This is a genomic window from Collinsella aerofaciens, assembly GCF_040926185.1.
Lineage (GTDB): Bacteria > Actinomycetota > Coriobacteriia > Coriobacteriales > Coriobacteriaceae > Collinsella > Collinsella aerofaciens_BC.
The window spans coordinates 86,648-110,774 of sequence record NZ_JBCOIQ010000005.1 but is presented as its reverse complement, the minus strand read 5'-3'; the positions used below and the strand labels follow the sequence as shown (position 1 = coordinate 110,774).

At 61.1% G+C, this 24,127-nt stretch carries 26 protein-coding genes; 25 read left to right on the top strand and 1 reads right to left on the bottom strand.

Annotated features, from left to right (window positions below; translation table 11 throughout):
* Positions 1–195 precede the first annotated feature (195 nt).
* From AB5750_RS03935 to hisE, 25 genes are all read left to right on the top strand, one after another.
* Positions 196–1,134: an AEC family transporter gene (locus tag AB5750_RS03935; protein WP_368145928.1), complete on the top strand. Its 939-nt coding sequence runs from the start codon at positions 196–198 to the stop codon at positions 1,132–1,134.
* Between the two features lie 413 nt (positions 1,135–1,547).
* Positions 1,548–2,036 carry a hypothetical protein gene (locus AB5750_RS03930; RefSeq protein WP_161160766.1) on the top strand — a complete coding sequence of 163 codons (489 nt, stop codon included), beginning with the start codon at positions 1,548–1,550 and terminating at the stop codon, positions 2,034–2,036.
* Positions 2,037–2,074: 38 nt separating this feature from the next.
* On the top strand, positions 2,075–2,842 hold the full coding sequence (locus tag AB5750_RS03925; protein ID WP_035137744.1) for a GntR family transcriptional regulator: 768 nt from the start codon (positions 2,075–2,077) through the stop codon (positions 2,840–2,842).
* Complete coding sequence (locus AB5750_RS03920) at positions 2,827–3,540, top strand: GntR family transcriptional regulator (protein WP_035137743.1); 714 nt, start codon at positions 2,827–2,829, stop codon at positions 3,538–3,540. The genes AB5750_RS03925 and AB5750_RS03920 overlap by 16 nt, the downstream gene beginning before the upstream one ends.
* 193 nt (positions 3,541–3,733) lie before the next feature.
* On the top strand, positions 3,734–4,849 hold the full coding sequence (locus AB5750_RS03915) for an SIS domain-containing protein (protein WP_117655976.1): 1,116 nt from the start codon (positions 3,734–3,736) through the stop codon (positions 4,847–4,849).
* 60 nt (positions 4,850–4,909) lie between these two features.
* Positions 4,910–5,971 carry an SIS domain-containing protein gene (locus tag AB5750_RS03910; protein ID WP_138113433.1) on the top strand — a complete coding sequence of 354 codons (1,062 nt, stop codon included), beginning with the start codon at positions 4,910–4,912 and terminating at the stop codon, positions 5,969–5,971.
* A gap of 46 nt (positions 5,972–6,017) precedes the next feature.
* Positions 6,018–6,437: a PTS sugar transporter subunit IIA gene (locus AB5750_RS03905; protein ID WP_035137739.1), complete on the top strand. Its 420-nt coding sequence runs from the start codon at positions 6,018–6,020 to the stop codon at positions 6,435–6,437.
* A gap of 57 nt (positions 6,438–6,494) precedes the next feature.
* Positions 6,495–6,977, top strand: a complete 483-nt coding sequence (locus AB5750_RS03900; protein WP_368145929.1) for a PTS sugar transporter subunit IIB — start codon at positions 6,495–6,497, stop codon at positions 6,975–6,977.
* Positions 6,978–7,035: 58 nt separating this feature from the next.
* Positions 7,036–7,809, top strand: coding sequence for a PTS mannose/fructose/sorbose/N-acetylgalactosamine transporter subunit IIC (locus AB5750_RS03895; RefSeq protein WP_195445972.1), 774 nt, complete (start codon positions 7,036–7,038; stop codon positions 7,807–7,809).
* Positions 7,790–8,623, top strand: a complete 834-nt coding sequence (locus tag AB5750_RS03890) for a PTS system mannose/fructose/sorbose family transporter subunit IID (protein ID WP_195622533.1) — start codon at positions 7,790–7,792, stop codon at positions 8,621–8,623. Before AB5750_RS03895 ends, AB5750_RS03890 begins: the two co-directional genes overlap by 20 nt.
* 88 nt (positions 8,624–8,711) lie before the next feature.
* On the top strand, positions 8,712–9,602 hold the full coding sequence (locus AB5750_RS03885; RefSeq protein ID WP_232219764.1) for a DMT family transporter: 891 nt from the start codon (positions 8,712–8,714) through the stop codon (positions 9,600–9,602).
* Between the two features lie 225 nt (positions 9,603–9,827).
* On the top strand, positions 9,828–10,601 hold the full coding sequence (locus tag AB5750_RS03880; protein ID WP_195622532.1) for a PTS mannose/fructose/sorbose/N-acetylgalactosamine transporter subunit IIC: 774 nt from the start codon (positions 9,828–9,830) through the stop codon (positions 10,599–10,601).
* The gene (locus tag AB5750_RS03875) at positions 10,582–11,415 is read left to right on the top strand and encodes a PTS system mannose/fructose/sorbose family transporter subunit IID (RefSeq protein WP_195622533.1); all 834 of its coding nucleotides are present in this window, start codon (positions 10,582–10,584) and stop codon (positions 11,413–11,415) included. Before AB5750_RS03880 ends, AB5750_RS03875 begins: the two co-directional genes overlap by 20 nt.
* Positions 11,416–11,506: 91 nt before the next feature.
* Positions 11,507–12,721 carry an MFS transporter gene (locus AB5750_RS03870; RefSeq protein ID WP_368145930.1) on the top strand — a complete coding sequence of 405 codons (1,215 nt, stop codon included), beginning with the start codon at positions 11,507–11,509 and terminating at the stop codon, positions 12,719–12,721.
* Positions 12,722–12,891: 170 nt separating this feature from the next.
* The gene (locus AB5750_RS03865) at positions 12,892–13,953 is read left to right on the top strand and encodes an SIS domain-containing protein (RefSeq protein ID WP_368154913.1); all 1,062 of its coding nucleotides are present in this window, start codon (positions 12,892–12,894) and stop codon (positions 13,951–13,953) included.
* 73 nt (positions 13,954–14,026) lie between these two features.
* Entirely contained in the window at positions 14,027–14,863 is an 837-nt protein-coding gene (locus AB5750_RS03860) for a sugar phosphate isomerase/epimerase family protein (protein ID WP_217750758.1), read from the top strand.
* Between the two features lie 326 nt (positions 14,864–15,189).
* Entirely contained in the window at positions 15,190–16,905 is a 1,716-nt protein-coding gene (gene hisG, locus AB5750_RS03855; protein ID WP_368145659.1) for an ATP phosphoribosyltransferase, read from the top strand.
* A 106-nt stretch (positions 16,906–17,011) separates the two neighbouring features.
* Positions 17,012–18,448, top strand: coding sequence for a histidinol dehydrogenase (gene hisD, locus AB5750_RS03850; protein ID WP_368145660.1), 1,437 nt, complete (start codon positions 17,012–17,014; stop codon positions 18,446–18,448).
* Between the two features lies 1 nt (position 18,449).
* Complete coding sequence (gene hisC, locus AB5750_RS03845; RefSeq protein WP_368145661.1) at positions 18,450–19,565, top strand: histidinol-phosphate transaminase; 1,116 nt, start codon at positions 18,450–18,452, stop codon at positions 19,563–19,565.
* Positions 19,566–20,153: an imidazoleglycerol-phosphate dehydratase HisB gene (hisB, locus tag AB5750_RS03840; RefSeq protein WP_117779030.1), complete on the top strand. Its 588-nt coding sequence runs from the start codon at positions 19,566–19,568 to the stop codon at positions 20,151–20,153.
* Between the two features lie 49 nt (positions 20,154–20,202).
* A complete protein-coding gene (locus AB5750_RS03835) occupies positions 20,203–20,904 on the top strand; it encodes an imidazole glycerol phosphate synthase subunit HisH (RefSeq protein WP_368145662.1) in 702 nt (233 codons plus the stop codon).
* Positions 20,901–21,644, top strand: a complete 744-nt coding sequence (locus AB5750_RS03830; RefSeq protein ID WP_368145663.1) for a 1-(5-phosphoribosyl)-5-[(5-phosphoribosylamino)methylideneamino]imidazole-4-carboxamide isomerase — start codon at positions 20,901–20,903, stop codon at positions 21,642–21,644. The genes AB5750_RS03835 and AB5750_RS03830 overlap by 4 nt, the downstream gene beginning before the upstream one ends.
* A gap of 3 nt (positions 21,645–21,647) precedes the next feature.
* On the top strand, positions 21,648–22,430 hold the full coding sequence (hisF, locus tag AB5750_RS03825) for an imidazole glycerol phosphate synthase subunit HisF (RefSeq protein WP_117654877.1): 783 nt from the start codon (positions 21,648–21,650) through the stop codon (positions 22,428–22,430).
* Positions 22,431–22,760 carry a phosphoribosyl-AMP cyclohydrolase gene (gene hisI, locus AB5750_RS03820; protein ID WP_368145664.1) on the top strand — a complete coding sequence of 110 codons (330 nt, stop codon included), beginning with the start codon at positions 22,431–22,433 and terminating at the stop codon, positions 22,758–22,760.
* A 46-nt stretch (positions 22,761–22,806) separates the two neighbouring features.
* Positions 22,807–23,124, top strand: coding sequence for a phosphoribosyl-ATP diphosphatase (gene hisE, locus AB5750_RS03815; protein ID WP_195536089.1), 318 nt, complete (start codon positions 22,807–22,809; stop codon positions 23,122–23,124).
* A 29-nt stretch (positions 23,125–23,153) separates the two neighbouring features.
* Here hisE and AB5750_RS03810 read toward each other — a convergent pair whose 3' ends face one another.
* Positions 23,154–24,065, bottom strand: coding sequence for a PHP domain-containing protein (locus AB5750_RS03810; RefSeq protein WP_368145665.1), 912 nt, complete (start codon positions 24,063–24,065; stop codon positions 23,154–23,156).
* Between the last annotated feature and the right edge of the window lie 62 nt (positions 24,066–24,127).

Below are 24,127 nucleotides of genomic sequence, written 5' to 3'. Positions count from 1 at the left end.
CTGCGGGGCTGAAAATTTTTAATGCAACGGTGACTTTGCTGATGCTGCCCTGGAGGCTGCGCATCTTTCTTTGGTCAGCTAGGATTGCATTGCCGGGGCCGGGGTGCCTGCTTTGTTTTGAGAAGTTCGCGGAGCCCACTTCTCAAAACAAAGCAGGCACCCCGGCCCTCGTGGAATAGCTAAGAGGGGGAGTAGATGAGCTTTACGAGCGTGGCGTTGCAGATGGTGACGGTTTCTTTGCCGATCCTGTTGGGGTGGTGTATCTCCAAGCTGGGGTTTATGAAGGCAGAGTTTGAGCGCGAGCTTTCGCGTTTGCTGCTTCAGGTGGCGTTGCCGTGCTTGGTGCTTTCTTCGGCATTGGGCGATGATGTGAAGCTACCGAGCGTTGCCGATACGTTTTCGCTCATGGGTCTGTCTATTGCCATGTATGTGGTGGCGATCGTAATCGCGTTTGTCGTTACCGCTGCCCTTCGTGTGCCTAAGGGAACCGAGTGCTCGTATCGTTTTGCCGTACTCTTTGGTAATGCCGGCTTTATCGGATTTCCGGTCATTCAGGCGGTGCTTGGCAAACAGGCGCTGCTCTACGCTTCGATTGCGCTCATTCCCCTTAACATATTTATGTTCACCGTCGGCGTCATGCTCTTTAGTGGCGTACAAGGTGGCCTTAAGAAGCAGCTGCGAAATCTTGCCGCTTGTTGCAAAAACCCTGGCCTTATTGCGAGTGTTGTCGTGCTCATTGTCGTTTTGACCGGATGGACCGATTGGGGCGTCGTGGGCGATTCGATTTCCATCGTGGGTACCATGACCACGCCGGCGGCGCTGCTGCTCATGGGGTCGTCCATCGCCAAGTATCGTCCGCTCGACATGCTCACCAACTGGCGTGCCTATGTCGCCGTGGCGTTTCGCCTGGTTATCGTCCCGGTGGCGTGCCTTGCCGTGGCCCGCGTGTGGCCGGGCATGACGCCCATGTTTATCACGACGCTCGTACTCGAGATGGCAATGCCGGTTGGCAGCAACGGCACACTGTACTGCCTTCAATACGGAAAGGACGCACGCCCCATGATGCAGTGCACCTTCCTGTCGATCATCTGCTCCATTTTGACAATCCCATTAGTAACGATGCTGTGTGTGTAGCATCCGGGACGGTCTCGCGCTGGGGCCCTGTCAGGCGGGGTGACTTTGTCCGGGGAAGTGGGCTTCGCGAACTTCCCCGGACAAAGTCACCCCGCCTGACAGGGCCCTCTCGACCGTTTCGATCTGCGGGTCTGATAATTATTTAATGTAATGGGGACTTTGCTGTTGCTGCCTTAGAGACAGCGCATCTACCTTTGGTCAGCCAAGGTTAAATCGCCGGGGCCGGGGTGGTTGGTATAGGTTTTGGAAGTTCGCGAAGCCCACTTCCAAAACCTATACCAACCACCCCGGCCCTCGCCCGTATCACCCCGCTGAGCGAGCTATAGACGCCACGCACCGATACGGTAAAGCGCCGGCTTGAAATTGGTGCTATATTCGGCTTGAGTTATTTAATGCTAGTACGGGAGGCTGATATGGGGCTGTTCAAGAAGAAAAACCCGCAGGACGCCTTTGATCCCGATGTGTTTACCATCACGGATACTATTTTGGACCCGCCGCGGTTTACGTTTTTGCCGGCCATCTACCAGGATGCTACGCGTCGCAAGTGGGCCGTGCATCAGCGCGGTGCGCAGCCGAAGATCTTTGACTATGCGGATGTTCTGCAGTGCGAGGTGGCCGAGGCTGGCGATCCGGAGGCTGACGAGACGCCTTCAAAACAGGAATTTGCCCAGCGTATTCTGGCAAATCCCGCGAAGGCGGCAAAAATAAACGCTGCCAAGCGTAATATGTGTCTTGGTATGGGCGTTGTCGTGGCGGTTCAGACGGGAAAAGACGAGGTTTCCAAATTAGAGATTCCCGTTATGACCGACGAAGTCAAACGCGATTCAAACCTATATAAGTCGTATCGGAATGTCGCCGAGAAAATCAAGGCCGAGTTTGATGCCATGGGAGGGCTGGCCTAATTCTGGTGACATTCATTTTTGAATGAGGAGTCTGTGCAATGGCAGGCGAATCTTATGCAATTCCCCCCAAAGATCATGCTGTTGAGGGAATTCTTTGGTATATCCAGCACCATCAGCTTGCCGGCGGCGATCGCCTGCCGGCCGAGCGCGTGCTGTGCGAAGAGATTGGCGTTTCGCGTACGGCGTTGCGTGCCGGTATCACGCGGCTTATCTCGTGTGGAACGCTCGAGAGCCGTCGCGGATCGGGCACGTATGTGTGTCCTCCCAAGCCGCTGAACATCTTCCAGGAAACGTATAACTTTTCCGATGCTGTGCGGACTGCCGGCCTGCACCCCTCTTCTCGTCTGGTTTCCACCGGGACCATCGAGGCGGATGAGGCGCTTGCCGACAAGCTTGGGGTGGCTGTAGGCGCTCCCTTGCTCCGCATGCAGCGCGTTCGACTTATTGAGGGCGAGCCGGCGTCAATCGAGACCGCTCACGTTAACCTGTCCCTGTGCCCATCGCTTCCCGAGCACGATTTTGAGTGTGAGAGCCTTTACGATGTCTTGCTCAAAGAAGGTGGCGTGCGCGTTGAGCATGGACGTGAGCATATCTCCATCTCGCGTTTGAACGTCGAAGAGGCCGAGCTGCTCCAGCAAGAAGAGGGAACGCCGGTGTTCTATGAGAGCTCGATCGAATTTGATAAGGACATGCGTTTTGTGGAGCATTGCAAATCGGTGATTTTGCCCACAAAGTTCCGCTTTGCCGATAACGGCGAAGAGAACGGCATGAGGAGCGTGGCAGGTGAACAATGGCTGAAACAGTAGATGCCACCCCGGTTTATATGCGCATTCGACGCTGCATCGAGGAACGTATCGAGCGCGGTGCATATCCCACGGGTTCCATGATTCCGTCCGAAAAAGACCTCGCCGAGGAATTTGGTACGACACGCTTGACCATCCGAAGCGCTGTCGATGAGCTGGTTCGACGCGGGCAGATTCGCCGTGTTCGGGGAAAAGGTGCCTTTGTGGCGCAGAAAGTACCTGCTTTTTTTGAACGCACGGTCGGTTTCCGTGAATCGGTCCGTGCTTCGGGCGGCGAGCCGTCCGTCCGTATTCTCGCGCGTTCCAAGCGTTATGCGGGGCCATATTACGCCGACCTGTTTGGCATCGCCGAGGACGACCTGCTCTATTCCGTTCGACGCCTGAACTGCATAAACGGTAGCCCCGTATCGATTGAGACGGCGCTGATTCCCTGCCTGCTGTTCCCAACCATCGAAGATATTGACGTGTCGGTCTTCAGTTTGTACGAGACCTATGAGATGCTGGGCCGAAAGCCAGTCATGGCACAGGAAAAGCTCGATATCGAGGCACTGGGCGCACGAGATGCCGGCCTCCTTGGACTGGAACAGGGCGATCTTGTTTTGCTTTTGGAATGCGTGAGCTATGACGCGAGCGGTCAGGCTATCGAGTATGTAAAGTCCTTCAATCGTGGCGATACGGGCGGCTACACCTATACGTACTAGCTGGTATTTTGTGAATAACGGCTGGGAAACTAACCAGTTTTGATCGTTGGGTCAGCTGTATATACAACCTTACATGGCTCAAAATCGACCGTTCGCCGAAGGGGATAAATTAATCGACAAAGAGGTATCAAAAAGCTGTAACCTGTAACTGTGATTGATATCAAATACTAATGATTTGTTACGAGGTGAGACGATGAAGATGCTCGATTACGTTCAGCTTGCCCATGTGCGTATGGGAGAGAACCTCGAGCGTTCGTCTGAGCTGGTAGCGCAGCTCGTTGATATTTTCCAGTCCGGTTCTTTTGACGCGCTGCGCATCGTTGCTTCGGGTTCGTCGCGCCATGCTGCGGATTGCGCCCGCGATTACCTGCAAGATGCGCTGCAGATGCAGGTGTCCGTTGTGACGCCCGAGGCCTTCGTCGATTTTGAACACACCTATCCACAGCATGCGCTTAACATTGCCGTCTCGCAGAGCGGCTATTCAACCAATACGATTGCGGCGCTCGATTACATGCGCGCACACGATATGGCTGCAGTTGCGCTCACGGCAAACGTCGAGGCACCCATCAAGGAACACGCTGACATCGTTCTTGACTACGGTGTGGGCGTCGAGTCGGTGGACTTTGTGACTCTGGGCGTCGAGGTTCTCGTTGAGTACCTGGTGCTCTTTGGTATTTACGGCGGTCAGGCGCGCGGAACGATTGACGCCAAGGGCGTTGCTCAGCGTCTTGATGACCTGCGCGAGGCTATCCAGGCTAATGCCGTGATGTGCAAGACCGCCGAGGCATATGTCCAAGATCACATGCTCGAGCTTTCTGAGCACATGCCCGCCATGGTCGTCGGCAACGGCCCCAACTATGGTGTTGCCGAGGAGGCAGCGCTCAAGCTGAGCGAGACCATCAAGATTCCTGCCATGCATCACGAAGGCGAGGAGTTCGTCCACGGTCCCGAAATGCAGATCGTTCCGGGCTATCTGGTGTTTATCGTCGACGATCCGCAGGGGTCGGAGCGTCTTGCGAATATCGCCGATGCGCTATCGAACGTTACGGCAAAAACGGTGCTGCTCACGGCCCATCCCAAGGGTAGGGCTCACGAGGTTGCGGTGCCTCAGGTGGCTCCGCTGCTCAGCGCAATTCCCAATCTTGTGTTCTTCCAGACGATTGCGGCCATGATCGCCGAGCGTCTGAAGTCATGGAACGTGCACCCGTATCTCGATGCCGTCTCCAAGCAAATGGAGGTCAAGGCAGAGGGCTACGAAGAGTCAGTCAATGCGCTTAAGGCCAAAGCGGCTGAGTGTTACGGAATGTAAGCGGGTTTTGATGCCCGTTGGCATGGGGGATGTGGAAACAACCCCAGAAAGGAGAGACAAATGAAGGAAACCGAGAAGATCGAGATCATGCATTTCGACCAGGAGGGCTATCTCGAGGACGGCAAGGCGCTCTACGAGACCGGCAAGAAGATGACCGCGCTCGCCGACAAGGTCGCCGACGAGGGCTACGACGCCGTGTTCCTGATGGGCGTCGGCGGCACCTGGGACGAGCTCATGCAGCTCGAGTACCTCATGAACAAGTTCGGCGACCGCGACCTCGAGGTCTACCTGATCCACGCCGCCGAGTGGAACGTCATGGGCCACAAGCGCATGACCGAGAAGTCCGTCGTGCTCACCGCCTCCGAGTCCGGCACCACCCCCGAGGTCCTCGAGGCCGTCAAGAAGATGAAGGAAAAGGGCATTCGCGTCTACGCCATGACCAAGCCCGAGGGCCCCATCGGCCAGGCTGTCGGCGCCGAGAACTGCGTCGCCATGGCTTCTGACCATGGTTCGGGCGGCTGCGAGAAGGGCTACTACCTCGCCGACTGCTTCGGCCTGCGCCTGCTCAACCGCCGCGGCTGCTTCCCCAAGTTCGATCTGTTTATCGAGCAGACCAAGGACATCTGGAAGGACATGCTCGATATCCGCAAGCGCTTCGAGCCGCGCGCCGAGGAGCTCGCCAAGAAGTACGCCCTGGCCCCCTACACCATGTTCATCGGCTCCGGCGCCCTGTGGGGCGAGACCATCCTGTTCTCGATGTGCATCCTGGAGGAGATGCAGTGGAAGCGCACCCGCTACATCACCTCGGCCGACTTCTTCCACGGCACCCTCGAGCTCGTGGAGCCCGGCGTCCCGGTCTTCCTGTTCATGGGCGAGGACGAGAACCGCAAGCTCGACGAGCGCGTCCGCGCCTTCCTGACCCGCGGCGTGACCGGCGACACCGACATCAACATCATCGACACCGCCGAGTTCGCGATCCCCGGCCTTGACGACGAGTTCCGCGTCATCGTGTCTCCGTGGATTCTGACGGTGCTCGTTACCGACCGCCTGGCTCGCTACTACGAGACGGTCACCAAGCACAACCTCAAGTATCGTCGCTACTATCACCAGTTCGACTACTAAAGAAAACGGGTGCGGGAACGTGCCGGGCTATTGAGAGGAACACAGAATGAGACAGTACATCATCGCCAGCCATGCGCACTTCGCTACCGGCATCAAGGAGAGCGTCGAGCTGCTCTCGGGCGCTCGCGACAACGTCCACGATCTTTCGATGTTCGTCGATGGCCGCATGGACGTGGCCGAGGAGGCCCAAAAACTGCTGGCAGGCATGTCTGCTGACGATGATGTCGTTGTCTGCACCGACCTCTTTGGCGGCAGCGTCAACAACGAGTTTACCAAGATCGTCCAGACGCGTCCCCGCACGTACCTCGTTACCAACATGAACCTTCCTCTCCTCATCCAGTTGCTGTTCTCTGACGAGTCGGCGCCGGTTGAGGAGACGATTCGCGCCATCGTCGCTGCGGACGATACGCGCGTGAAGTTTGTCAACGATCTTTTGGTCGATGACGACGAGGAAGAAGAGTTCTAATCCGCAGCACCTACTGACACGCCGTAAGACGGCACAAGACCTTTGGGGGGTCACATTATGATTCAGCTACTTCGCGTTGACCATCGCCTGCTTCATGGCCAGGTCGCAGTTTCCTGGGTTCAGGGCCTTGGCTCCAACTGCATCTTCTGCGTGGGCGATAAGGTCGCTAACGACCCGGTGTGGAAGACGACGCTCAAGATGGGCAGGCCTGCCGGCTGCAAGCTCGTCATCAAAGATATGGAGCATGCAATCGAAGCTATCAACTCGGGCGTGACCGACAAGTACAAGATGATCATCTGTGTCGCCACTATTGCTGAGGCAAAGCAGCTTGTTGAGGGCTGCCCGCAGATCAAGTCGGTCAACCTGGGCAACACCAAGCCCAAGGACGAGAAGCGTCCCGATGCTCGTCAGGTCTCTCGTCAGATCTTCCTGACCGCGGCCGAGGAAGTCGATGTGCGCGAGATGCTGGATCGTGGCGTTGAGGTCGAGATTCGACCCCTGGCCGGTGACCCCAAGGTTGACTGCGCCAGCGTGCTCTAGGCGTTCAATTTCGAAGAGTCTGAGCTCTTCGTAGTGTCCTATTAGGAAAGGGGGATATATGCTTACCCAAGCAATCCTCATCGGACTTATCGCCGCATTTGGTAAGTTCGACTGCCAGCTCGGTACGCTCTATGCGTTCCGCCCCATCGTCCTGTGCCCGCTCGTGGGCCTGGTGCTGGGGGACCTGCAGTCCGGCCTCGCGATCGGCGCCAGCCTGGAGCTGCTGTTCATGGGCTCGATCTCCATCGGCGCCTACGTGCCGCCTGATGAGACGATCGGCGGCGTGCTCGCCTGCGCCTTCGCTATCCAGCTGGGCCAGAGCACCGAGGCAGCCATCGCGCTTGCCATGCCCATCGCCACGCTGTGCCTTGCCATCAAGAACATCCTCAACGCCGCCCTGCCGATCCTGGTTGACCGCGCTGATGTCTTCTCCGGCCAGGGCAACCTTAAGGGTGTCTATGCGATGCACTTCCTGATCGGTTTGACCGGTATCATCATGGCGTTCCTGCTGTGCTCGCTGTCGTTCTATCTGGGTGCTGACGCCATCCAGGGCATGCTCGACTTCATCCCGCCCTTTGTCCTTGCTGGCTTTGGCGTTGCCGCCAACATCCTGCCTGCCATGGGCTTCGCCATGCTCGGCCGCCTGGTGCTCACCAAGCAGCTCGTGCCCTTCTACTTCCTGGGCTTCCTGCTGTGCTCCTACGCCAACGTGCCCGTCCTGGGCGTCGCCCTGATCGCCATCATCATCGGCATCGACAAGTTCGACCTGCTCGGCCTGGGCGGAGCCCAGCCCCAGCTCTCCGCGGAAGGGGATGAGGACGATGACTTCTAGTCCCGAGAACAAGATCACGCGCTCCGACCTCGTCAAGAGCGCCGTCAACGTCGGCGCCCTGGGCATGGAGTTCTCCTGGACCTACTACAAGCAGATGAACATCGCCTTCTGCCTGATGGTCGCCAACATGCTCAAGAAGATCTACGCCGGTCGCCCCGACGACTACGCCGAGGCCCTGCACCGCCACTGCGCGTTCTTCAACATCACCGTCCAGTTCGCCCCGTTCGTCGGCGGCATCGCGATGGCCATGGAGGAGAAGGTCGCCCGCGGCGAGATCGAGCCCGAGAGCGTCAACGACGTCAAGGCCGCCCTCATGGGCCCGCTGTCCGGCATCGGCGACTCCATCTTCCTGTCGACGCTGCGCGTGGTCGCCGCCGCGGTGGGCATCAGCCTGTGCCAGGCCGGCAACCCCTTCGGCCCCATCGCCTTCCTGCTCATCTACAACGTCCCCGGCTTCGCGCTGCGCGTCTGGGGCGCCGTCAAGGGCTACGAGCTGGGCGTGGGCTTCCTGGACGAGGCCCAGAGGACCGGCCTCATGCAGAAGATCATGACCTGCGTGGGCATCGTGGGCGTCATGGTCGTGGGCGCCATGTGCAAGGACATGTTCTGGGCCAGCATCCCGGTGGCCATCGGCTCGGGCGAGGACGCCCAGACCCTCCAGGACATCCTGGACGGCATCATGCCCGGCATGCTCGGCATGATCGCCTTCTGGCTGTACTACTGGCTGCTGTCCAAGAAGATCAACCCCATGGTGCTGATCGTGGCCACCATGGTCGTGGGCATCATCGGCGCGTTCTTCGGCGTGCTGGCGTAAGGGCCCGGCCTATTATCTGCCCCCAAGGGAAACGGCGAACCATTGCGGTCGCCGTTTTTTATTACCGAAAGCTAGTTGGAGGTGCTTCGTGATTCGATCTGACAATCCACCCGATAATGGCGTGAGCGGGGCGATGTATCTATTTGGCACGGCGCTCTTGTGGAGTTTTATCGGCATCCTCGTTCGCGCCAATTCGCAGTCAGCTCTTTTGATCGGTGCCGTCACGGCAATATTTATGGCGCTCTTTATCCTGCTCGTCGGCAGGCCCGTCCTTCGCGTCAGCCGTCTTATTGTCCTTGTGGCCGTCTGCAACTTCGTGACGGGCACCACGTTTAACTTTGCCAACCAGCTCACGACGGTCGGCAACGCGATCGTCCTGCAGTACACCTCGATGATTTTCGTTATCGTGTATCAATCGCTCGCAGCTCGCACATTGCCCTCGCCTGCGAAGATTGCCTCCGTGGTGGTTGCTTTTACGGGTATGGGACTTTTCTTTTTAGGCGATTTGAGTGCCGAGGGCATGCTCGGCAACCTGCTTGCCGTCATTTCGGGCGCCACCTTTGGGCTGTGTTTCTTTTTGAACTCTCGCCCCGATGCGTCGCCCATGGTGTCCTCGCTCATCTCCTGCGGTATCTCGATGCTGCCGATCGTCTATTTTGCTGGCGCCCTAGACTCCGTGAGACCATTTGAGTGGGGGCTCATGCTGGTGCATGGCCTTTTTTGCAGTGGCCTTGCGAGCGTGCTATATGCCAAGGGGATTGCGCGCACTAACGCGTTTGCGGCCAACTTGGTTTGCATGAGCGAGGTCGTGCTCGCTCCCTGCTGGTCGGCGCTCCTCTTTGGCGAGGTCTTTCGCTGGAACGAGTTTTTGGGCGCGGCGATTATCGTTTTGGTGATTGTAGGCAACTTGGCATACGATGCCTTTGGCGATGGCTTTCTGGTGGCGCTTGTCCGCCATCGAAACAAAGAGCGCGCCTGATGGGATACGTCTGCCGTTTACGGTAAAAAACACCCCGCTGAGCGAGTGGTATTAAATAGTGAGGACCTGCATACCTATAATTGGTATCAAATCATTTGTGCCTGGCATGGGTGTTAGCAGCACACCAGGTACGCTTCGAGCCGTGGAATCGAACTCCCGGAATTGATATCAACAACGCGCGCGACGGGAGTGACGACGGTTCGAGATTCCTTATTGGGAGGAATTATGCTTGTCCAAGCAATCCTCGTCGGCTTAGTCGGAGCGTTTGGATGTCTCGACTACCAGCTCGGCACCCTCTACGCGTTCCGCCCCATCGTCCTGTGCCCGCTCGTGGGCCTGGTGCTGGGGGACCTGCAGACCGGCCTTGCCGTTGGCGCCAGCCTGGAGTTGCTGTTCATGGGCTCGATCTCCATCGGCGCCTACGTACCGCCTAACGAAACCGTCGGCGGCGTGCTCGCCTGCGCGTTTGCCATTCAGCTCGGTCAGGGTACCGAGACGGCCATCGCGCTCGCCATGCCTATCGCCGTCCTTTCGCTGACGATCGGCAACATTACGGATGCTGGATTCTCGATCATTGTTGACATTGCTGACAAGTGCGCTGCCAAGGGCAACCTCAAGGGTATCTACGCGGCACATTGGAGCATGGGCCTCTTTGGCTGCCTTGAGTACTTCCTGCTGTGCGGCGGCGCATTCTACCTGGGCTCCGATGCCATCCAGGGCCTGCTCGACTTCATCCCGACCTTTGTGATCGACGGTTGCGGCGTTGCCGCCAACATCCTGCCTGCCATGGGCTTCGCCATGCTCGGCCGCCTGGTGCTCACCAAGCAGCTCGTGCCCTTCTACTTCCTGGGCTTCCTGCTGTGCTCCTACGCCAACGTGCCCGTCCTGGGCGTCGCCCTGATCGCCATCATCATCGGCATCGACAAGTTCGACCTGCTCGGCCTGGGCGGAGCCCAGCCCCAGCTCTCCGCGGAAGGGGATGAGGACGATGACTTCTAGTCCCGAGAACAAGATCACGCGCTCCGACCTCGTCAAGAGCGCCGTCAACGTCGGCGCCCTGGGCATGGAGTTCTCCTGGACCTACTACAAGCAGATGAACATCGCCTTCTGCCTGATGGTCGCCAACATGCTCAAGAAGATCTACGCCGGTCGCCCCGACGACTACGCCGAGGCCCTGCACCGCCACTGCGCGTTCTTCAACATCACCGTCCAGTTCGCCCCGTTCGTCGGCGGCATCGCGATGGCCATGGAGGAGAAGGTCGCCCGCGGCGAGATCGAGCCCGAGAGCGTCAACGACGTCAAGGCCGCCCTCATGGGCCCGCTGTCCGGCATCGGCGACTCCATCTTCCTGTCGACGCTGCGCGTGGTCGCCGCCGCGGTGGGCATCAGCCTGTGCCAGGCCGGCAACCCCTTCGGCCCCATCGCCTTCCTGCTCATCTACAACGTCCCCGGCTTCGCGCTGCGCGTCTGGGGCGCCGTCAAGGGCTACGAGCTGGGCGTGGGCTTCCTGGACGAGGCCCAGAGGACCGGCCTCATGCAGAAGATCATGACCTGCGTGGGCATCGTGGGCGTCATGGTCGTGGGCGCCATGTGCAAGGACATGTTCTGGGCCAGCATCCCGGTGGCCATCGGCTCGGGCGAGGACGCCCAGACCCTCCAGGACATCCTGGACGGCATCATGCCCGGCATGCTCGGCATGATCGCCTTCTGGCTGTACTACTGGCTGCTGTCCAAGAAGATCAACCCCATGGTGCTGATCGTGGCCACCATGGTCGTGGGCATCATCGGCGCGTTCTTCGGTGTGCTGGCGTAAGGGCCCGGCTGCATAGATTTTCGTTGCAACCTGGAAAGGGGATGGAGCAGGCCTATGCCCTCCATCCCCTTTTTGTATAGAAGGAGTTCGTATGTTCGCGAAGGATCGCGAAGCAATGCGCCTGACGCCGGCAGAGGTCAGGCTGATTCTTATTGAGTCCCTGCAGTGGTGTGCCAACAACGCGGTCTACTTTTTGGGGCTTATCGGTGCGGCCACGTATGATCTGGCCGGCACGGCCTTTTTGGTTGCCGCCATTACGCTCGTGCGCAATCTTATGACGTCGGTGGGCAATATGGTGTCGGGCTCGGTCATCGACCGCTTTGGACCGCGCCGGACGTCATTTGTGACGTGCGTGATTACGGCTGTGCTATCGCTTGGCGTGGGGTTGGCGCCGTTGTCTGTCCCCGGGCTTGTGTTTGCCGCGTGCGTCTTGGGACTTGCGGGCGGCTTTATCAACACCTGCACGCATGCGTTTCCGGGATACCTGGAGTCGACCACCGAGGGCCGTACCCGCGTGAACGGCCTCATGGTGTTCTACAGCAATATTGCCTATACCGCTGGCCCGCTGCTCGGCGGTGCCATCGTGAGCTGTTTTGCCACGCAATCGGTCTATCTGCTCATGGCGGGCATGATGGGTGTGGCGGCCGTGCTCTCCTTGGGCTGTCACGAGTGTGTTGCTCCCGCAAAAGGGGAGAAGCCGAAGGGCGGTATTCTGGGCGGCATGGCCGAGGGCGCGCGACTTACGTTTCGCGACCACGACCTGCGCCTCATCTTTATCTCGGGCTTTTTGGGTTTCTTTGCGTTTGGCGCGTTCGATTCGCTGGAGTCGTTGTTCTACCGTGATGTACTCAACGTGGATATCGTCTGGCTGGGCTGGCTGTCCTCGGTCGTGGGCCTCACTTCCTCGGTGGGCGCGTTCATCCTGACCAAGCTTTCTGCTCGCCATGTCAACCTGCGATTGCTGCTCGGCGCGCTCATGGCCGTGGGCATTGGGTCCATGGTGTACGTGGGCACCGATATGCTGGGGGTCGCGATTATCGGTCAGGCGATTAACGGTCTGGCCTGGGGGTTCCTGGAGCCGCTGCAGATGATCTTGATTCAGGAGCGCGCCGACATCAAATACCTGGGGCGCATTACCGGCTTTGTGCGTTTTGGCCTGATGAGCGCCGGCGTGGTGCCGCTGCTGGCGGCTCCATTTTTGGCGGAGGTTTTGGGCGTCCAGGCGGTGTTGTTTGGGGCATCGACCATTATTGCGCTGGTAGGAACGCTGTTCTTTGTCACACAAGGGAGGCGCCAGAGGTGTTAGCTATACATTCAATTCTAATTTAATACCACTCACCAGAGAAATTCGACCGTTCACCGAGGATTGGAACAGATTGAAAAGTGGTATTAAAAACACGTTGGGTGTATGTCTATAATTGGTATCGAAAAGAAACGCGATGTATAGATTCGCGTGCTGGACAGAAAGGAAAAGCCATGAAGGAAACCGAGAAGATCGAGATCATGCACTTTAGCCAGGAGGGCTACATCGAGGACGGCAAGAACGTCTATGAGACCGGCAAGAAGATGACCGCGCTCGCCGACAAGGTCGCCGACGAGGGCTACGACGCCGTGTTCCTGATGGGCGTCGGCGGCACCTGGGACGAGCTCATGCAGCTCGAGTACCTCATGAACAAGTTCGGCGACCGCGACCTCGAGGTCTACCTGATCCACGCCGCCGAGTGGAACGTCATGGGCCACAAGCGCATGACCGAGAAGTCCGTCGTGCTCACCGCCTCCGAGTCCGGCACCACCCCCGAGGTCCTCGAGGCCGTCAAGAAGATGAAGGAAAAGGGCATTCGCGTCTACGCCATGACCAAGCCCGAGGGCCCCATCGGCCAGGCTGTCGGCGCCGAGAATTGCGTCAAGATGGCTTCCGATCATGGTAACGGCGGCTGCGAGATGGGCTACTACCTCGCCGACTGCTTCGGCCTGCGCCTGCTCAACCGCCGCGGCTGCTTCCCGCAGTTCGATAAGTTCATCGAGCAGACCAAGGATGTTTGGACCCACCTGGTCGACATCCGCAAGAGCTTCGAGCCGCGCGCCGAGGAGCTCGCCAAGAAGTACGCCCTGGCCCCCTACACCATGTTCATCGGCTCCGGCGCCCTGTGGGGCGAGACCATCCTGTTCTCGATGTGCATCCTCGAGGAGATGCAGTGGAAGCGCACCCGCTACATCACCTCGGCCGACTTCTTCCACGGCACCCTCGAGCTCGTGGAGCCCGGCGTCCCGGTCTTCCTGTTCATGGGCGAGGACGAGAACCGCAAGCTCGACGAGCGCGTCCGCGCCTTCCTCAACCGCGGCGTGACCGGCGACACCGACATCAACATCATCGACACCGCCGAGTTCGCGATCCCCGGCCTTGACGACGAGTTCCGCGTCATCGTGTCTCCGTGGATCCTCTCCTCGCTGATCACCGATCGCCTTGCCGCTTACTACGAGACGGTCACCAAGCACAACCTCAACTACCGTCGTTACTATCACCAGTTCGACTACTAAGAGCAAATAACGTTTGTGTAATCGGGCCTCGCTCCTATATGGAACGGGGCCTCGCTTGGGTTGGAGAGTAATTATGAGCTATCCCCAGCTTGCCGTCATGAATATCAGCCATCGTTATTTTGACCTTGAGGAATTCTTTTCTTCGGCAGCGGCCTCGGGCTACACGTGTTGCGAGCTTTGGACCGGGGCGATGCATCTGTATGTCGATTGCCATGGATACGATTCGCTCGAGCAGGTGCAGGAGCTGTCACAGCGGTATGGGATTCGGATTGTGGGGCTTTGTCCCGAACAGAACAACCCCAAGCCGTGGAATATCGCGGCGCGCGGGAATGAGGCGCGCGCTCGCACGCTCGCGTACTTTAAGAACGTTGTGGATATCGCGGCGGAACTTGGAGCCGAGCAGGTCATGGTCTCGAGCGGCTGGGCATTTTTGAACGAGCCGATCGAGGACGCGTGGGGTCGCAGCGCCTCGATGCTGCGTGCGATTGCCGAGCATGCGGGAGAGCGCGGCGTGCGACTGGTGCTCGAGGCCCTACAGCCGGTTGAGTCGATGATCGTGAACTCGGCGGCCGACACGAAGCGCATGATCGAGGCAGTTGATCATCCGGCACTTAAGGCGTGTCTGGATTTGGGCGCTATGGCGGTGGCAGGGGATACCATCGACGATTATTTCGATCTGCTTGGCGATGATGTCGCCCACGTGCATTTTGTCGATGTTGCGGCAGATGGCACGACGCATCTTGCTTGGGGTGACGGCGACCGCGATATGCGCGCCGACCTGGATAGGCTGGTGGCGCGCGGCTATCGCGGAGTTGTTTCGGCCGAGACCTATGACTGGCGCTATTTTGCCGACCCCGCAGCTGCCGACGCTCAGGTTATGGCGGAGTACCGACGCGCGATTGGCGCCTAAGTGGGACAGGGCGCCGAGTTGGCGTTTGACGTTTTTTGAGAAACGGGACGTGCTTTCCGCTTGAGGCTTCTGGCGGAAAGCACGTCCCAGAACAGGCGCTCAGAATGGGACACACTTTCCGCTGAGGACCTCAACCGGAAACCGCATCCCAGTTTTTGGCTGGCGGGCGGGACACGCTTTCCCCTATGTTTCCAAATGAATACGCTATGAGCTGCAAGCGACGATTCTCCCCGCAAACACTCTAGTATGCTAAAGTACCCAGAAGACCGGCGGAGCTATGCCGGTCTTCTGTTCTATATGAGACGCAGCATGAGGAGGCTCACCAGATGACGGCCACACCGTGGGGATTCCGGGACATATTGCCCGAAGAGGCTCAGGCGCGCGAGGAGATTGCGCTGACGGTGAAGGGCTGCTTCAGGGAGCATCATTACCTGCCGGTCGAGACGCCGCTGCTCGAGGACAAGAGTTCGCTCGAGGAGGGCGGCCGCATCGCGGACACGCCGTTTAAGCTCTTTGACGATGATGGCCGCCTGCTGGTGGTCCGTCCCGACAACACGTTGCCGATCGTGCGTCTGGTTTCGACCCGCATGCGCGCGGCCGACCTGCCCCTACGCCTTCGCTACGAGGCGCCGGTAGTTCGCGAGTGCCAGCGCAATGCCGGTGGCTCGCGTCAGTTTACACAGCTGGGCTTTGAGCTTATCGGTGCGGGCGATACCGCGGGCGATGTCGAGATCGTCTCGCTCGTGGCCGAGGCCGTGCGTAAGCTGGCACTGCCCGATGCGCGCATTATCGCAGGTAGCGTGCGTCCGTTTAAGGAACTGCTCGCGGCGTGCGAGGATCGCGAGCTGGCCGCTGAGGCCCTGCGCTGCGTGCACGCCAACGACTTTGTGGGCCTCGATGCCCGCGTGGCGGCAAGCACCGAGCCCGAGGCCGTCAAGGCCGCCATTAGCGAGCTGCCGCGCCTGCACGGTGGTGCCGAGGTGCTCGACCGCGTCGACGCGCTCCTGGCGGCGGCGGGCATTGTCGCGCCGCTCACGCGCGAGCTGCGTGCCCTGGTCGAGGGCCTGGCTCCCGAGGACGCTCAGGTGCTGTCCTTCGACTTCTCCATCATGAACTCGTTTGATTACTACACGGGCCTGGTCTTTAAGGCCTATGCCGGCGGACTGCCCGATCCGGTCGGTTCGGGCGGACGCTACGACTCCATCTTTACCGGTGCATTTGGCGACGGCATCGAGGTGCCGGCGGCGGGCTTCGCCTTTTCGCTCGAGCGTCTGGAGGCCGCGCACACCTCGGCCGAGGACGCTGCTTCCGATGGCGATCACGCCGTGGGGCGCGGTGCCGAGGGTCCGCTGCGCATTGCCGTGCCCAAGGGCTCGCTTAAGGCCGACACGCTCGACGTGCTCGAGGCCGCGGGCTTGGATGTCTCTGAGCTGCGTGACCCCGGTCGTCACCTCATCGTGCGCGGCCGCGACACACAGGCCGGTGAGGGTGCGGTCGGCGATATCGAGTTTGTCATCGTGCGTCCCAGCGACGCGCCCGCCTTTGTGGGCTGCGGCGGTGCCGACTGCGGCATCTGCGGCTGGGACTCGCTTATCGAGGCAGACCTCAACCTGCTGCAGCTGGTCGACCTGGGCTACGGTCTGTGCACGTTTATCGAGGCGGAGCCCGCGTGGCGCGCCGGCCAGGCCGAGCGCAACTATGCCCGACGTGGGTCGCTTCGCGTGGCAACCAAGTACCCGCGCATCGCGAGTGCCTGGTATGCCGAGCGCGGCGTGAACGCCGACATCGTCTCGCTGCACGGCAACATCGAGCTGGGCCCCATTGTCGGCATGACCGATCGCATCGTGGACATTACCGCCACGGGCGCCACGCTGCGTGACAATGACCTGGTCATCACCGGCCGCATCATGGACTGCACGGCCCGCTTCTTTGTCAATCCAGGCGCCGCACGTCTGGATCCGCGCGTACGCAATCTGGCAGATCGCTTGGCGGCAGCCGTGAAGGACAAGCATTTTGAGCCCGTTGCGGGCTCGGCACAATAGCGCGAGCACGCAACGGGCGCCCCAACGTCCGGGCTGCGGGCTGATTGGCGCCGCCGCCCGGTCTCTCGTTTTTCGAACAAAACCTCGACCGATAGGGGATACCGATATGAAGACTATCAAGCTTGCTCCCGGTGAGCGCCTCGTTACCAACCAGCTCAACCGTAAGGGCGTGCTGCCGCAAAACATCGTCGACGCCGCCCGCGATATTGTGGCCAACGTGCGTGCCAACGGCGATGCCGCAGTGCGCGACTATTGCCAGCGCTTTGACGGCGTTGAACTGCAGAGCTTCCGTCTACCGCAAGAGCAGATCGATGCCGCGCTCGAAGGCCTCGATCCCGCTTTTGTCGCGGCGCTCGAAAAGGCTGCACGCCAGATTCGCGAGTTCCACCAGCGCGAGGTCGAGCAGAGCTGGTTTACCACGCGCCCGGACGGCACGATGCTCGGCGTTAAGGTGACCCCGCTTGCTGCGGCCGGTATCTACGTGCCGGGCGGTCGTGCACAGTACCCTTCCACCGTGCTTATGAACGCCATTCCCGCCAAGGTGGCCGGCGTCAAACGCGTGGTCATGGTAACCCCGCCGCAAAAGGATGGACTGATTAGCCCGTATACGCTCGCGGCGGCAAAGCTCGGCGGCGTGGACGAGATCTATATGGTGGGCGGCGCCCAGGCCGTGGCCGCGCTGGCGTACGGTACCGAGACCATTCCGCGTGTCGACAAGATTACCGGCCCGGGTAACGCCTTTGTCGCCGCTGCCAAGCAGATTGTCTCGGGTGATGTGGGTATCGATATGGTCGCCGGTCCCTCCGAGGTCTGCGTGCTGGCCGATGCCACGGCCAAGCCTATGGTGGTCGCTGCCGACCTGATGGCCCAGGCCGAGCACGATCCGCTGGCAGCCTGCTATCTGGTGACCTGCGACGAGCAGTTTGCGCGTGAGGTCGAGGTGGGTATCGACATCCTGGTGGCGCAGTCGCCGCGTGCCGAGATCACGCGCGCCTCGCTCGATAACGAGGGCACCATCGTAGTGGCCGCCGACATGGCCGCTGCCGTCGAGGCGGTGAACACCGTGGCGCCCGAGCACCTGGAGCTGCACTGCAAGGATGCGATGGGCCTGCTTGGTGGTATCCGCAACGCCGGTGCCATCTTTGTGGGCGCTTGGAGCTCCGAGCCGCTCGGCGATTATGTTGCCGGACCCAACCACACGCTGCCGACCGGCGGCACGGCTATGTTCTCCAACCCGCTTTCGGTCGAAGAGTTCGTCAAGCGCTCGAGTGTCATTTGCTATACACCCGAGGGCCTGCTCTCCGACGCTCCCGCTACGCAGCGCCTGGCCGAGGCCGAGGGCCTGTGGGCGCACGCGCTTTCCGCCGCTCTGCGTCGCCGCGTGCTGGAGCAGGGCGAGGATGCCGTGAGCGCCGCGTCGCTGGCCGCGGCCGACCTGACTAAGGTTGCCTGGCCGGGTGACGCCGTGGCGACGGTTGCCGAGGGCGTTGACCTGGCGGCTGCGGGCGCGGATGGCGTTGGCGCGACCGGCGAGGAGGCCTAATATGGCCGAGCTGACGCCCCGCATGAAGGAGCTCGTCCAGCCCTACTTGGCCGGTATTGAGCCCTACGATCCTAACTTTACGCCCACGCGCATCAACCTTTCGGCCAACGAGAACACCTATCCCGTGCCCGCCGGCGTGCGCGAGGCGGTTGATGCGGCCTTGGCTGCCACACCGCTCAACCGCTATCCCGACCCCATGTCGAACGACCTGCGCGACGAGCTTGCTGCCCGGCATGGCGTGACGCGCGAGAACATCTGCGTGGGCAACGGCGGCGACGAGCTGCTCTATAACTACCTGCTGGCGTTTGGCGGCGCGGGACGGACCCTGCTCAACTGCCCGCCGTGCTTTAGCGAGTATGCGTTCTTTGCGTCTCTGTGCCAGACCGAGGTGCGCGACGTGTGGCGTGATCCGACGAGCTTTGAGCTCGACCAGGCAGCCATGCTCGCCGCGGCGCCGGAGTGCAACTTGGCCATCGTGACCTCGCCCAATAACCCCACGGGCGACGTGGCGCCGCTCGACTTTGTCGCGGCCCTGTGCGATGCATGCCCCGGCATGGTCATGGTCGACGAGGCCTACGTTGAGTTTGCGGACGATTCGTTTGGCGCGGCTACCACGGCGCAGGGGCTTATCGCCGAGCATCCCAACCTGGTGATTCTGCATACGCTGTCCAAGGCGTTTGGCGCCGCCGGCACGCGTCTGGGCTATGTGATCGCGGCGCCCGAGGTCATCGATGTGTTTGCGGCGATTCGCCAAATCTACTCGGTTAACGTGCTAAGCCAGGCCGCCGCGCTTGCCTGCGTGCGTGCCCGCGATGCGTATGCGCCTGTGGTGGCACAGGTCGCATCCGAGCGCGAGCGCGAGTTGTGCGCCCTGCGTGCAATGGCTGCCGAGGGCATGCCCGTGGAGGCATGGCCGAGCGCGGCGAACTTTGTGCTCGTGCGCACGTCGCATGCCACGCGCGTGCGCGAGCGTCTGCGCGACGAGTATTCGATTTTGGTGCGCGACTTTAGCTACGCGCCGGGGCTCGCGGACTGCCTGCGCATTACCGTGGGCACCCCGCAGGAAAACGACGAGGTGCTGGCTGCGTTTGCCGCGCTGGTGAAGGAGGAGATGTAGATGGACCGCTATGCCGAGGTGACCCGCAAGACGGGCGAGACCGACATTGTCGTAAAGCTCGACCTGGATGGAAGCGGCGTGTGCGATATCTCGACCGGTGTGCCGTTTTTCGACCACATGCTCAACGCTTTTGGCCGCCATGGCCTGTTCGATCTGACGGTGCACGCGGTGGGCGACGTGGAGGTCGATGCGCATCATACCGTCGAGGACACGGGCATTGTGCTGGGCGAGGCGTTTTGCCAGGCGCTGGGCGACAAGGCGGGCATTACGCGCTTTGCCGACGCGGCGATTGCCATGGACGAGACGCTTGTGATGGCTGCCGTTGATATTTCGGGCCGTGGACAGGCCTACTGCGAGCTGCCCGTACCGACTGAGCGCGTGGGTAGCTTCGATACCGAGCTGGCCGTCGAGTTCTTCTATGCCTTTGCGCGCGACGCCAAGCTCACGCTGCACGTGCGCGAGCTGGCGGGCGGCAACTCGCATCACATTATCGAGGCCGCCTTTAAGGCTGTGGGCCGCACGATGCGCCACGCCTGTGAGCTGGATCCCCGCGTGCAGGGCATCCCCAGCACCAAGGGCTCGCTGTAACCTGCCAAAAAAGGGACAGGTTTTGGACGATGGGAAAAGGGAGGGTCGCGTGGGCGAACCGAAGATCGTGGTGGTCGACTACCACAAGGGCAACTTGTCGAGCGTCGTGCGCGGGCTTGCACGCGCCGGTGCCGCCGCCTGCACGTCGGACAATCCGGAGCGGATCCGCAACGCCGACGGCCTGGTCATTCCGGGCGTGGGTGCGTTCTATGACGCGATTGCCTTTATGCGCCAGAGCGGCGAGGAGACGGCCGTGCTCGATGCCGTCGCCGCTGGAACTCCGCTGCTCGGCATCTGCCTGGGCCTTCAGCTATTTTTTGAGCGCGGCAACGAGGGCGTGCCGGCAGACGAGGGCGCGGTCGCGGACGGAAATGCTCCCGAGCAGGCTGGCGGTCCCTGGGTCGATGGCCTGGGTATTATGCGCGGCTCGTGCACGCGCCTGGAGTCGAGCCGCCTGAAGGTGCCGCACGTGGGCTGGGACCAGGTGCACATGACGTCCGCCGGTGCGGCTGATCCGCTGCTTGCCGGTTTTGCCGAGGGCGCCAACATGTACTTCACCCACAGCTACGCGGTGGCCGACGACGTCGATGCCGCCGATGTGTTGGCGCGCACGCACTATACACGGAGTTTCCCGTGCATCGTGCGCCATGGCAACGTGTGGGGCTGCCAGTTCCATCCCGAGAAATCCTCCGCGCTGGGTCAGCGCATCCTTAAGAACTTCGTCAACATCGTCGAGGAGGTCGGCCGATGATCCTGTTTCCCGCAATCGATCTGATCGGCGGCAAGGTTGTACGCCTGGAGCGCGGCGACCGCAGCCGCTGCAAGGTATATTCCGACGACCCCGTGGCCGTTGCCCGCTCCTTTGCCGAGCAGGGCGCGAGCTGGGTGCACGTCGTCGACCTGTCCGCTGCCTTCGGCGAGGACGAGGACACCTGCGCTGCCAACTCGGCGGCAATTAAGGCCATCTGCGGCGTTGACGGTCTGTCCGTGGACGTGGGCGGCGGCGTTCGCTCGCTCGCACGCATCGACGAGCTGGCCGGCTATGGTGCTCGCCGTATCGCACTGGGCACCGTGCTGGTGACCGAGCCGGGTTTTGCCGAGGTGGCAGCTCGCGGCTTTGGCGAGCTGCTGGTGGCAGATATCGCCGCGCGCGACGGCCAGGTCAAGGTGAACGGCTGGCGCGACGGCGCGGGCGTGGCGCTCGACGACGCCGTGGCGCAGCTTTCCGAGCTGGGTTTTAAGCATCTGGTGTATACCGACATCGCGCGTGATGGCATGCAGACGGGCATCGATGTGGCGGCGTATCGCCATGTGGCCGAGGTCGCGGGCTTTCCCGTCGTGGCTTCGGGCGGCATCTCGGCGCTCGACGATATCCGCGCGCTGGCCGCGGTGGGTGAGGGCGCGATTGAAGGCGCCATTACCGGCCGCGCGCTCTATGAGGGCAACTTTACGCTGGCCCAGGCGCTGGCCGCCGCCCGAGGGGAGGAGTAGCCCATGCTTACCAAGCGCGTGATTCCCTGCCTGGATGTTAAGGACGGCCGCGTGGTCAAGGGCGTCAACTTTGTGAGCCTGCGCGATGCGGGCGACCCGGTGGAATTGGCCCGTGCCTACGATCGCGAGGGTGCGGACGAGGTCGTCTTCCTGGACATTACCGCCACGAGCGACAACCGTGCGACGACTATCGAGATGGCGGCGCATGCTGCCGAGGAGCTGGCCATTCCCTATACCGTGGGCGGCGGCTTTCGCGACCTGGCGGGCATGCGCACCATGGTTGCCGCCGGTGCCGACAAGGTGTCGCTCAACTCTGCCGCCGTGCGTGACCCGTCGTTGATCAGCCAGGCCGCCGCGGCGTTTGGCAGCCAGGCCGTGGTCGTGGCGATCGATGCCAAGCGCGTGGGGCTGCCCGGAGAGCCGGGCGCCGATAAGTGGGAGGTCTTTACGGCGGGCGGCCGCAACGCTACGGGTATCGACGCGGTGGCGTGGGCCGAGGAGGCGGCTCGTCGCGGCGCCGGCGAAATCCTACTGACCAGCATGGACCGCGACGGCACCAAGGCCGGCTTTGACCTGGCGCTCACTCGCGCCGTGGCGCGCGCGGTGCCGATTCCCGTCATCGCGAGCGGAGGCGTGGGCACACTCGAACATTTTGCCGAGGGCGTGATCGAGGGCGAAGCCGATGCCGTGCTGGCGGCGAGCGTCTTTCACTTTGGAACCTTCAGCATTCGCCAGGTGAAGGAGTATATGGCCAGCCAAGGCATCCCCGTGAGATTGGATTTTTAAATGGAGCAAGTGACAACTGCGTCCGAGCTCAAATATGACGCCAAGGGGCTGATTCCTTGTGTGGTTCAGCAATATGACACCGGCGAGGTGCTTATGGTTGCTTGGATGAACGAGGAGTCGGTGGGGCTGACGCTCAAGACCGGCACCACGTGGTTTTGGAGCCGCAGCCGCCAGGAGCTCTGGAACAAGGGCGCGACGAGCGGCAACATGCAGGAGGTCAAGGAGCTCTGGGCCGACTGCGATAGCGATACGCTACTGGCCAAGGTCGATTCTCCGGGTCCGGCTTGCCATACCGGCAACCGTACTTGCTTCTTTAAGAAACTCGCGTAGGGCGGGCGCTCGACCAGGCGCTTGGCCAACCAGAAAGGATTGAACCATGGGTGTGCGCACCGCAAATGTTCAGGATGGAAATATCGGAGAGACGCTGACGGGGCTGGCCGAGGTGATTCATGGCCGTCGTGACGCGTCGCCACAGGAGAGCTATACTGCGCGTCTGCTGACCGACGTTGAGGATGAGCTGCTCAAGAAGCTTGCCGAGGAGGCGAGCGAGGTGATCATGGCCTGCAAGGATAACGATCACGATCACATCCGTTACGAGGCCGGCGACCTGATCTACCACCTACTCGTGACGCTCGAGCGCTACGGCATCACCCTCGACGAACTGGCCGGCGAACTCAATGCCCGCCGCCACTAGTCGTTTAAGAACGTCCCCAACGACTAATCTTAGACGAGGGGCGTGGACTCCCATTCTCCGGTGAGGTGGGGGATGTCGAAGGTTCGATAGCCGCAGTCGTAGGCGTGGGCTTGCGCTTCGCGGATATTCCAACAGATGTCACAGGCGCGGTGTGCGTCCGAGCCAAAGGTGATTGGCACCTCGGCGTGGGCGAAGCGGCGCAACAGCCCCGTCGAGGGGTAATAGTCGTCGAGGCCCTTACGCGGCGCGGCGGTCGAGACTTCGACACGGCGACCCGTGTCGTGAGCGCATTCGGCCATCTGCTCCCAAAACGGTGCCGGATCAAAATCGGGCGTGAAGCCTTCCTTCGAAAAGCGCATGACCAGGTCGGGATGGGCCATTACATCAAAGTTGAGTGAGCTTTCGCAAGCACGGCACCAGTCGTCGACGTAGCGCTCCCACACGCCGCGCACGCCCAGGTTTTCCCAAACATGCAGGTTGGTATCGTCGTCGATCCAGCCGCAAAGGGAATCGGGTGTATCGGGGCGCGCGACGTCCTCTGTCCCTGCCGTGCCCGCGGCGCCTGCCGCAATATCGCCCGGGTTGCCAATCCAGTGCACGCTGCCCAGACGTACGACGGCGCCCTGGGACCAGTGCTCTACCAAGGGCTCGCAGCCCTCGTACCAATCGCATTCAAAACCGTAGATAAAGGTGAGCTCCGGCGCAATCTGCGCGGCGAGTTTGCGGGCGTCCTCAAAGGCCAGACGATGCGTCGGCAGGTCGCCCTCGACGACCTGCACCTCGCAGTTAGCATCCATACTGGCAGGCAGGGCGAGGTGGTCGGTCGAGACCATGACGCGGCAGCCTGCCGCAGCAGCGGCACGGACGTTGTCCTCAAACGAGGCATGGCCGTCCGAAAACGAGGTGTGGGTGTGACAATCGACCAGCGGGCAAGCGGACATGGCGGCTCCTTTGCATTTGGCGAATCCGTTCCATTGTAATGGCGCAGCCTCGGCGCGGCGGG

What these genes read in the sequence shown, in the direction of transcription:
- AB5750_RS03935 (WP_368145928.1), top strand. Translation starts at nt 196, where the DNA reads ATGAGCTTTACGAGCGTGGCGTTGCAGATGGTGACGGTTTCTTTGCCG.
- hisE (WP_195536089.1), top strand. Translation starts at nt 22,807, where the DNA reads ATGGGTGTGCGCACCGCAAATGTTCAGGATGGAAATATCGGAGAGACG.
- AB5750_RS03875 (WP_195622533.1), top strand. Translation starts at nt 10,582, where the DNA reads ATGAGGACGATGACTTCTAGTCCCGAGAACAAGATCACGCGCTCCGAC.
- AB5750_RS03905 (WP_035137739.1), top strand. Translation starts at nt 6,018, where the DNA reads ATGAGACAGTACATCATCGCCAGCCATGCGCACTTCGCTACCGGCATC.
- AB5750_RS03865 (WP_368154913.1), top strand. Translation starts at nt 12,892, where the DNA reads ATGAAGGAAACCGAGAAGATCGAGATCATGCACTTTAGCCAGGAGGGC.
- hisB (WP_117779030.1), top strand. Translation starts at nt 19,566, where the DNA reads ATGGACCGCTATGCCGAGGTGACCCGCAAGACGGGCGAGACCGACATT.
- AB5750_RS03830 (WP_368145663.1), top strand. Translation starts at nt 20,901, where the DNA reads ATGATCCTGTTTCCCGCAATCGATCTGATCGGCGGCAAGGTTGTACGC.
- AB5750_RS03915 (WP_117655976.1), top strand. Translation starts at nt 3,734, where the DNA reads ATGAAGATGCTCGATTACGTTCAGCTTGCCCATGTGCGTATGGGAGAG.
- AB5750_RS03900 (WP_368145929.1), top strand. Translation starts at nt 6,495, where the DNA reads ATGATTCAGCTACTTCGCGTTGACCATCGCCTGCTTCATGGCCAGGTC.
- AB5750_RS03810 (WP_368145665.1), bottom strand. Translation starts at nt 24,065, where the DNA reads ATGTCCGCTTGCCCGCTGGTCGATTGTCACACCCACACCTCGTTTTCG.
- AB5750_RS03880 (WP_195622532.1), top strand. Translation starts at nt 9,828, where the DNA reads ATGCTTGTCCAAGCAATCCTCGTCGGCTTAGTCGGAGCGTTTGGATGT.
- hisC (WP_368145661.1), top strand. Translation starts at nt 18,450, where the DNA reads ATGGCCGAGCTGACGCCCCGCATGAAGGAGCTCGTCCAGCCCTACTTG.
- hisD (WP_368145660.1), top strand. Translation starts at nt 17,012, where the DNA reads ATGAAGACTATCAAGCTTGCTCCCGGTGAGCGCCTCGTTACCAACCAG.
- hisF (WP_117654877.1), top strand. Translation starts at nt 21,648, where the DNA reads ATGCTTACCAAGCGCGTGATTCCCTGCCTGGATGTTAAGGACGGCCGC.
- AB5750_RS03890 (WP_195622533.1), top strand. Translation starts at nt 7,790, where the DNA reads ATGAGGACGATGACTTCTAGTCCCGAGAACAAGATCACGCGCTCCGAC.
- AB5750_RS03910 (WP_138113433.1), top strand. Translation starts at nt 4,910, where the DNA reads ATGAAGGAAACCGAGAAGATCGAGATCATGCATTTCGACCAGGAGGGC.
- hisI (WP_368145664.1), top strand. Translation starts at nt 22,431, where the DNA reads ATGGAGCAAGTGACAACTGCGTCCGAGCTCAAATATGACGCCAAGGGG.
- AB5750_RS03860 (WP_217750758.1), top strand. Translation starts at nt 14,027, where the DNA reads ATGAGCTATCCCCAGCTTGCCGTCATGAATATCAGCCATCGTTATTTT.
- AB5750_RS03920 (WP_035137743.1), top strand. Translation starts at nt 2,827, where the DNA reads ATGGCTGAAACAGTAGATGCCACCCCGGTTTATATGCGCATTCGACGC.
- AB5750_RS03930 (WP_161160766.1), top strand. Translation starts at nt 1,548, where the DNA reads ATGGGGCTGTTCAAGAAGAAAAACCCGCAGGACGCCTTTGATCCCGAT.
- AB5750_RS03925 (WP_035137744.1), top strand. Translation starts at nt 2,075, where the DNA reads ATGGCAGGCGAATCTTATGCAATTCCCCCCAAAGATCATGCTGTTGAG.
- hisG (WP_368145659.1), top strand. Translation starts at nt 15,190, where the DNA reads ATGACGGCCACACCGTGGGGATTCCGGGACATATTGCCCGAAGAGGCT.
- AB5750_RS03895 (WP_195445972.1), top strand. Translation starts at nt 7,036, where the DNA reads ATGCTTACCCAAGCAATCCTCATCGGACTTATCGCCGCATTTGGTAAG.
- AB5750_RS03870 (WP_368145930.1), top strand. Translation starts at nt 11,507, where the DNA reads ATGTTCGCGAAGGATCGCGAAGCAATGCGCCTGACGCCGGCAGAGGTC.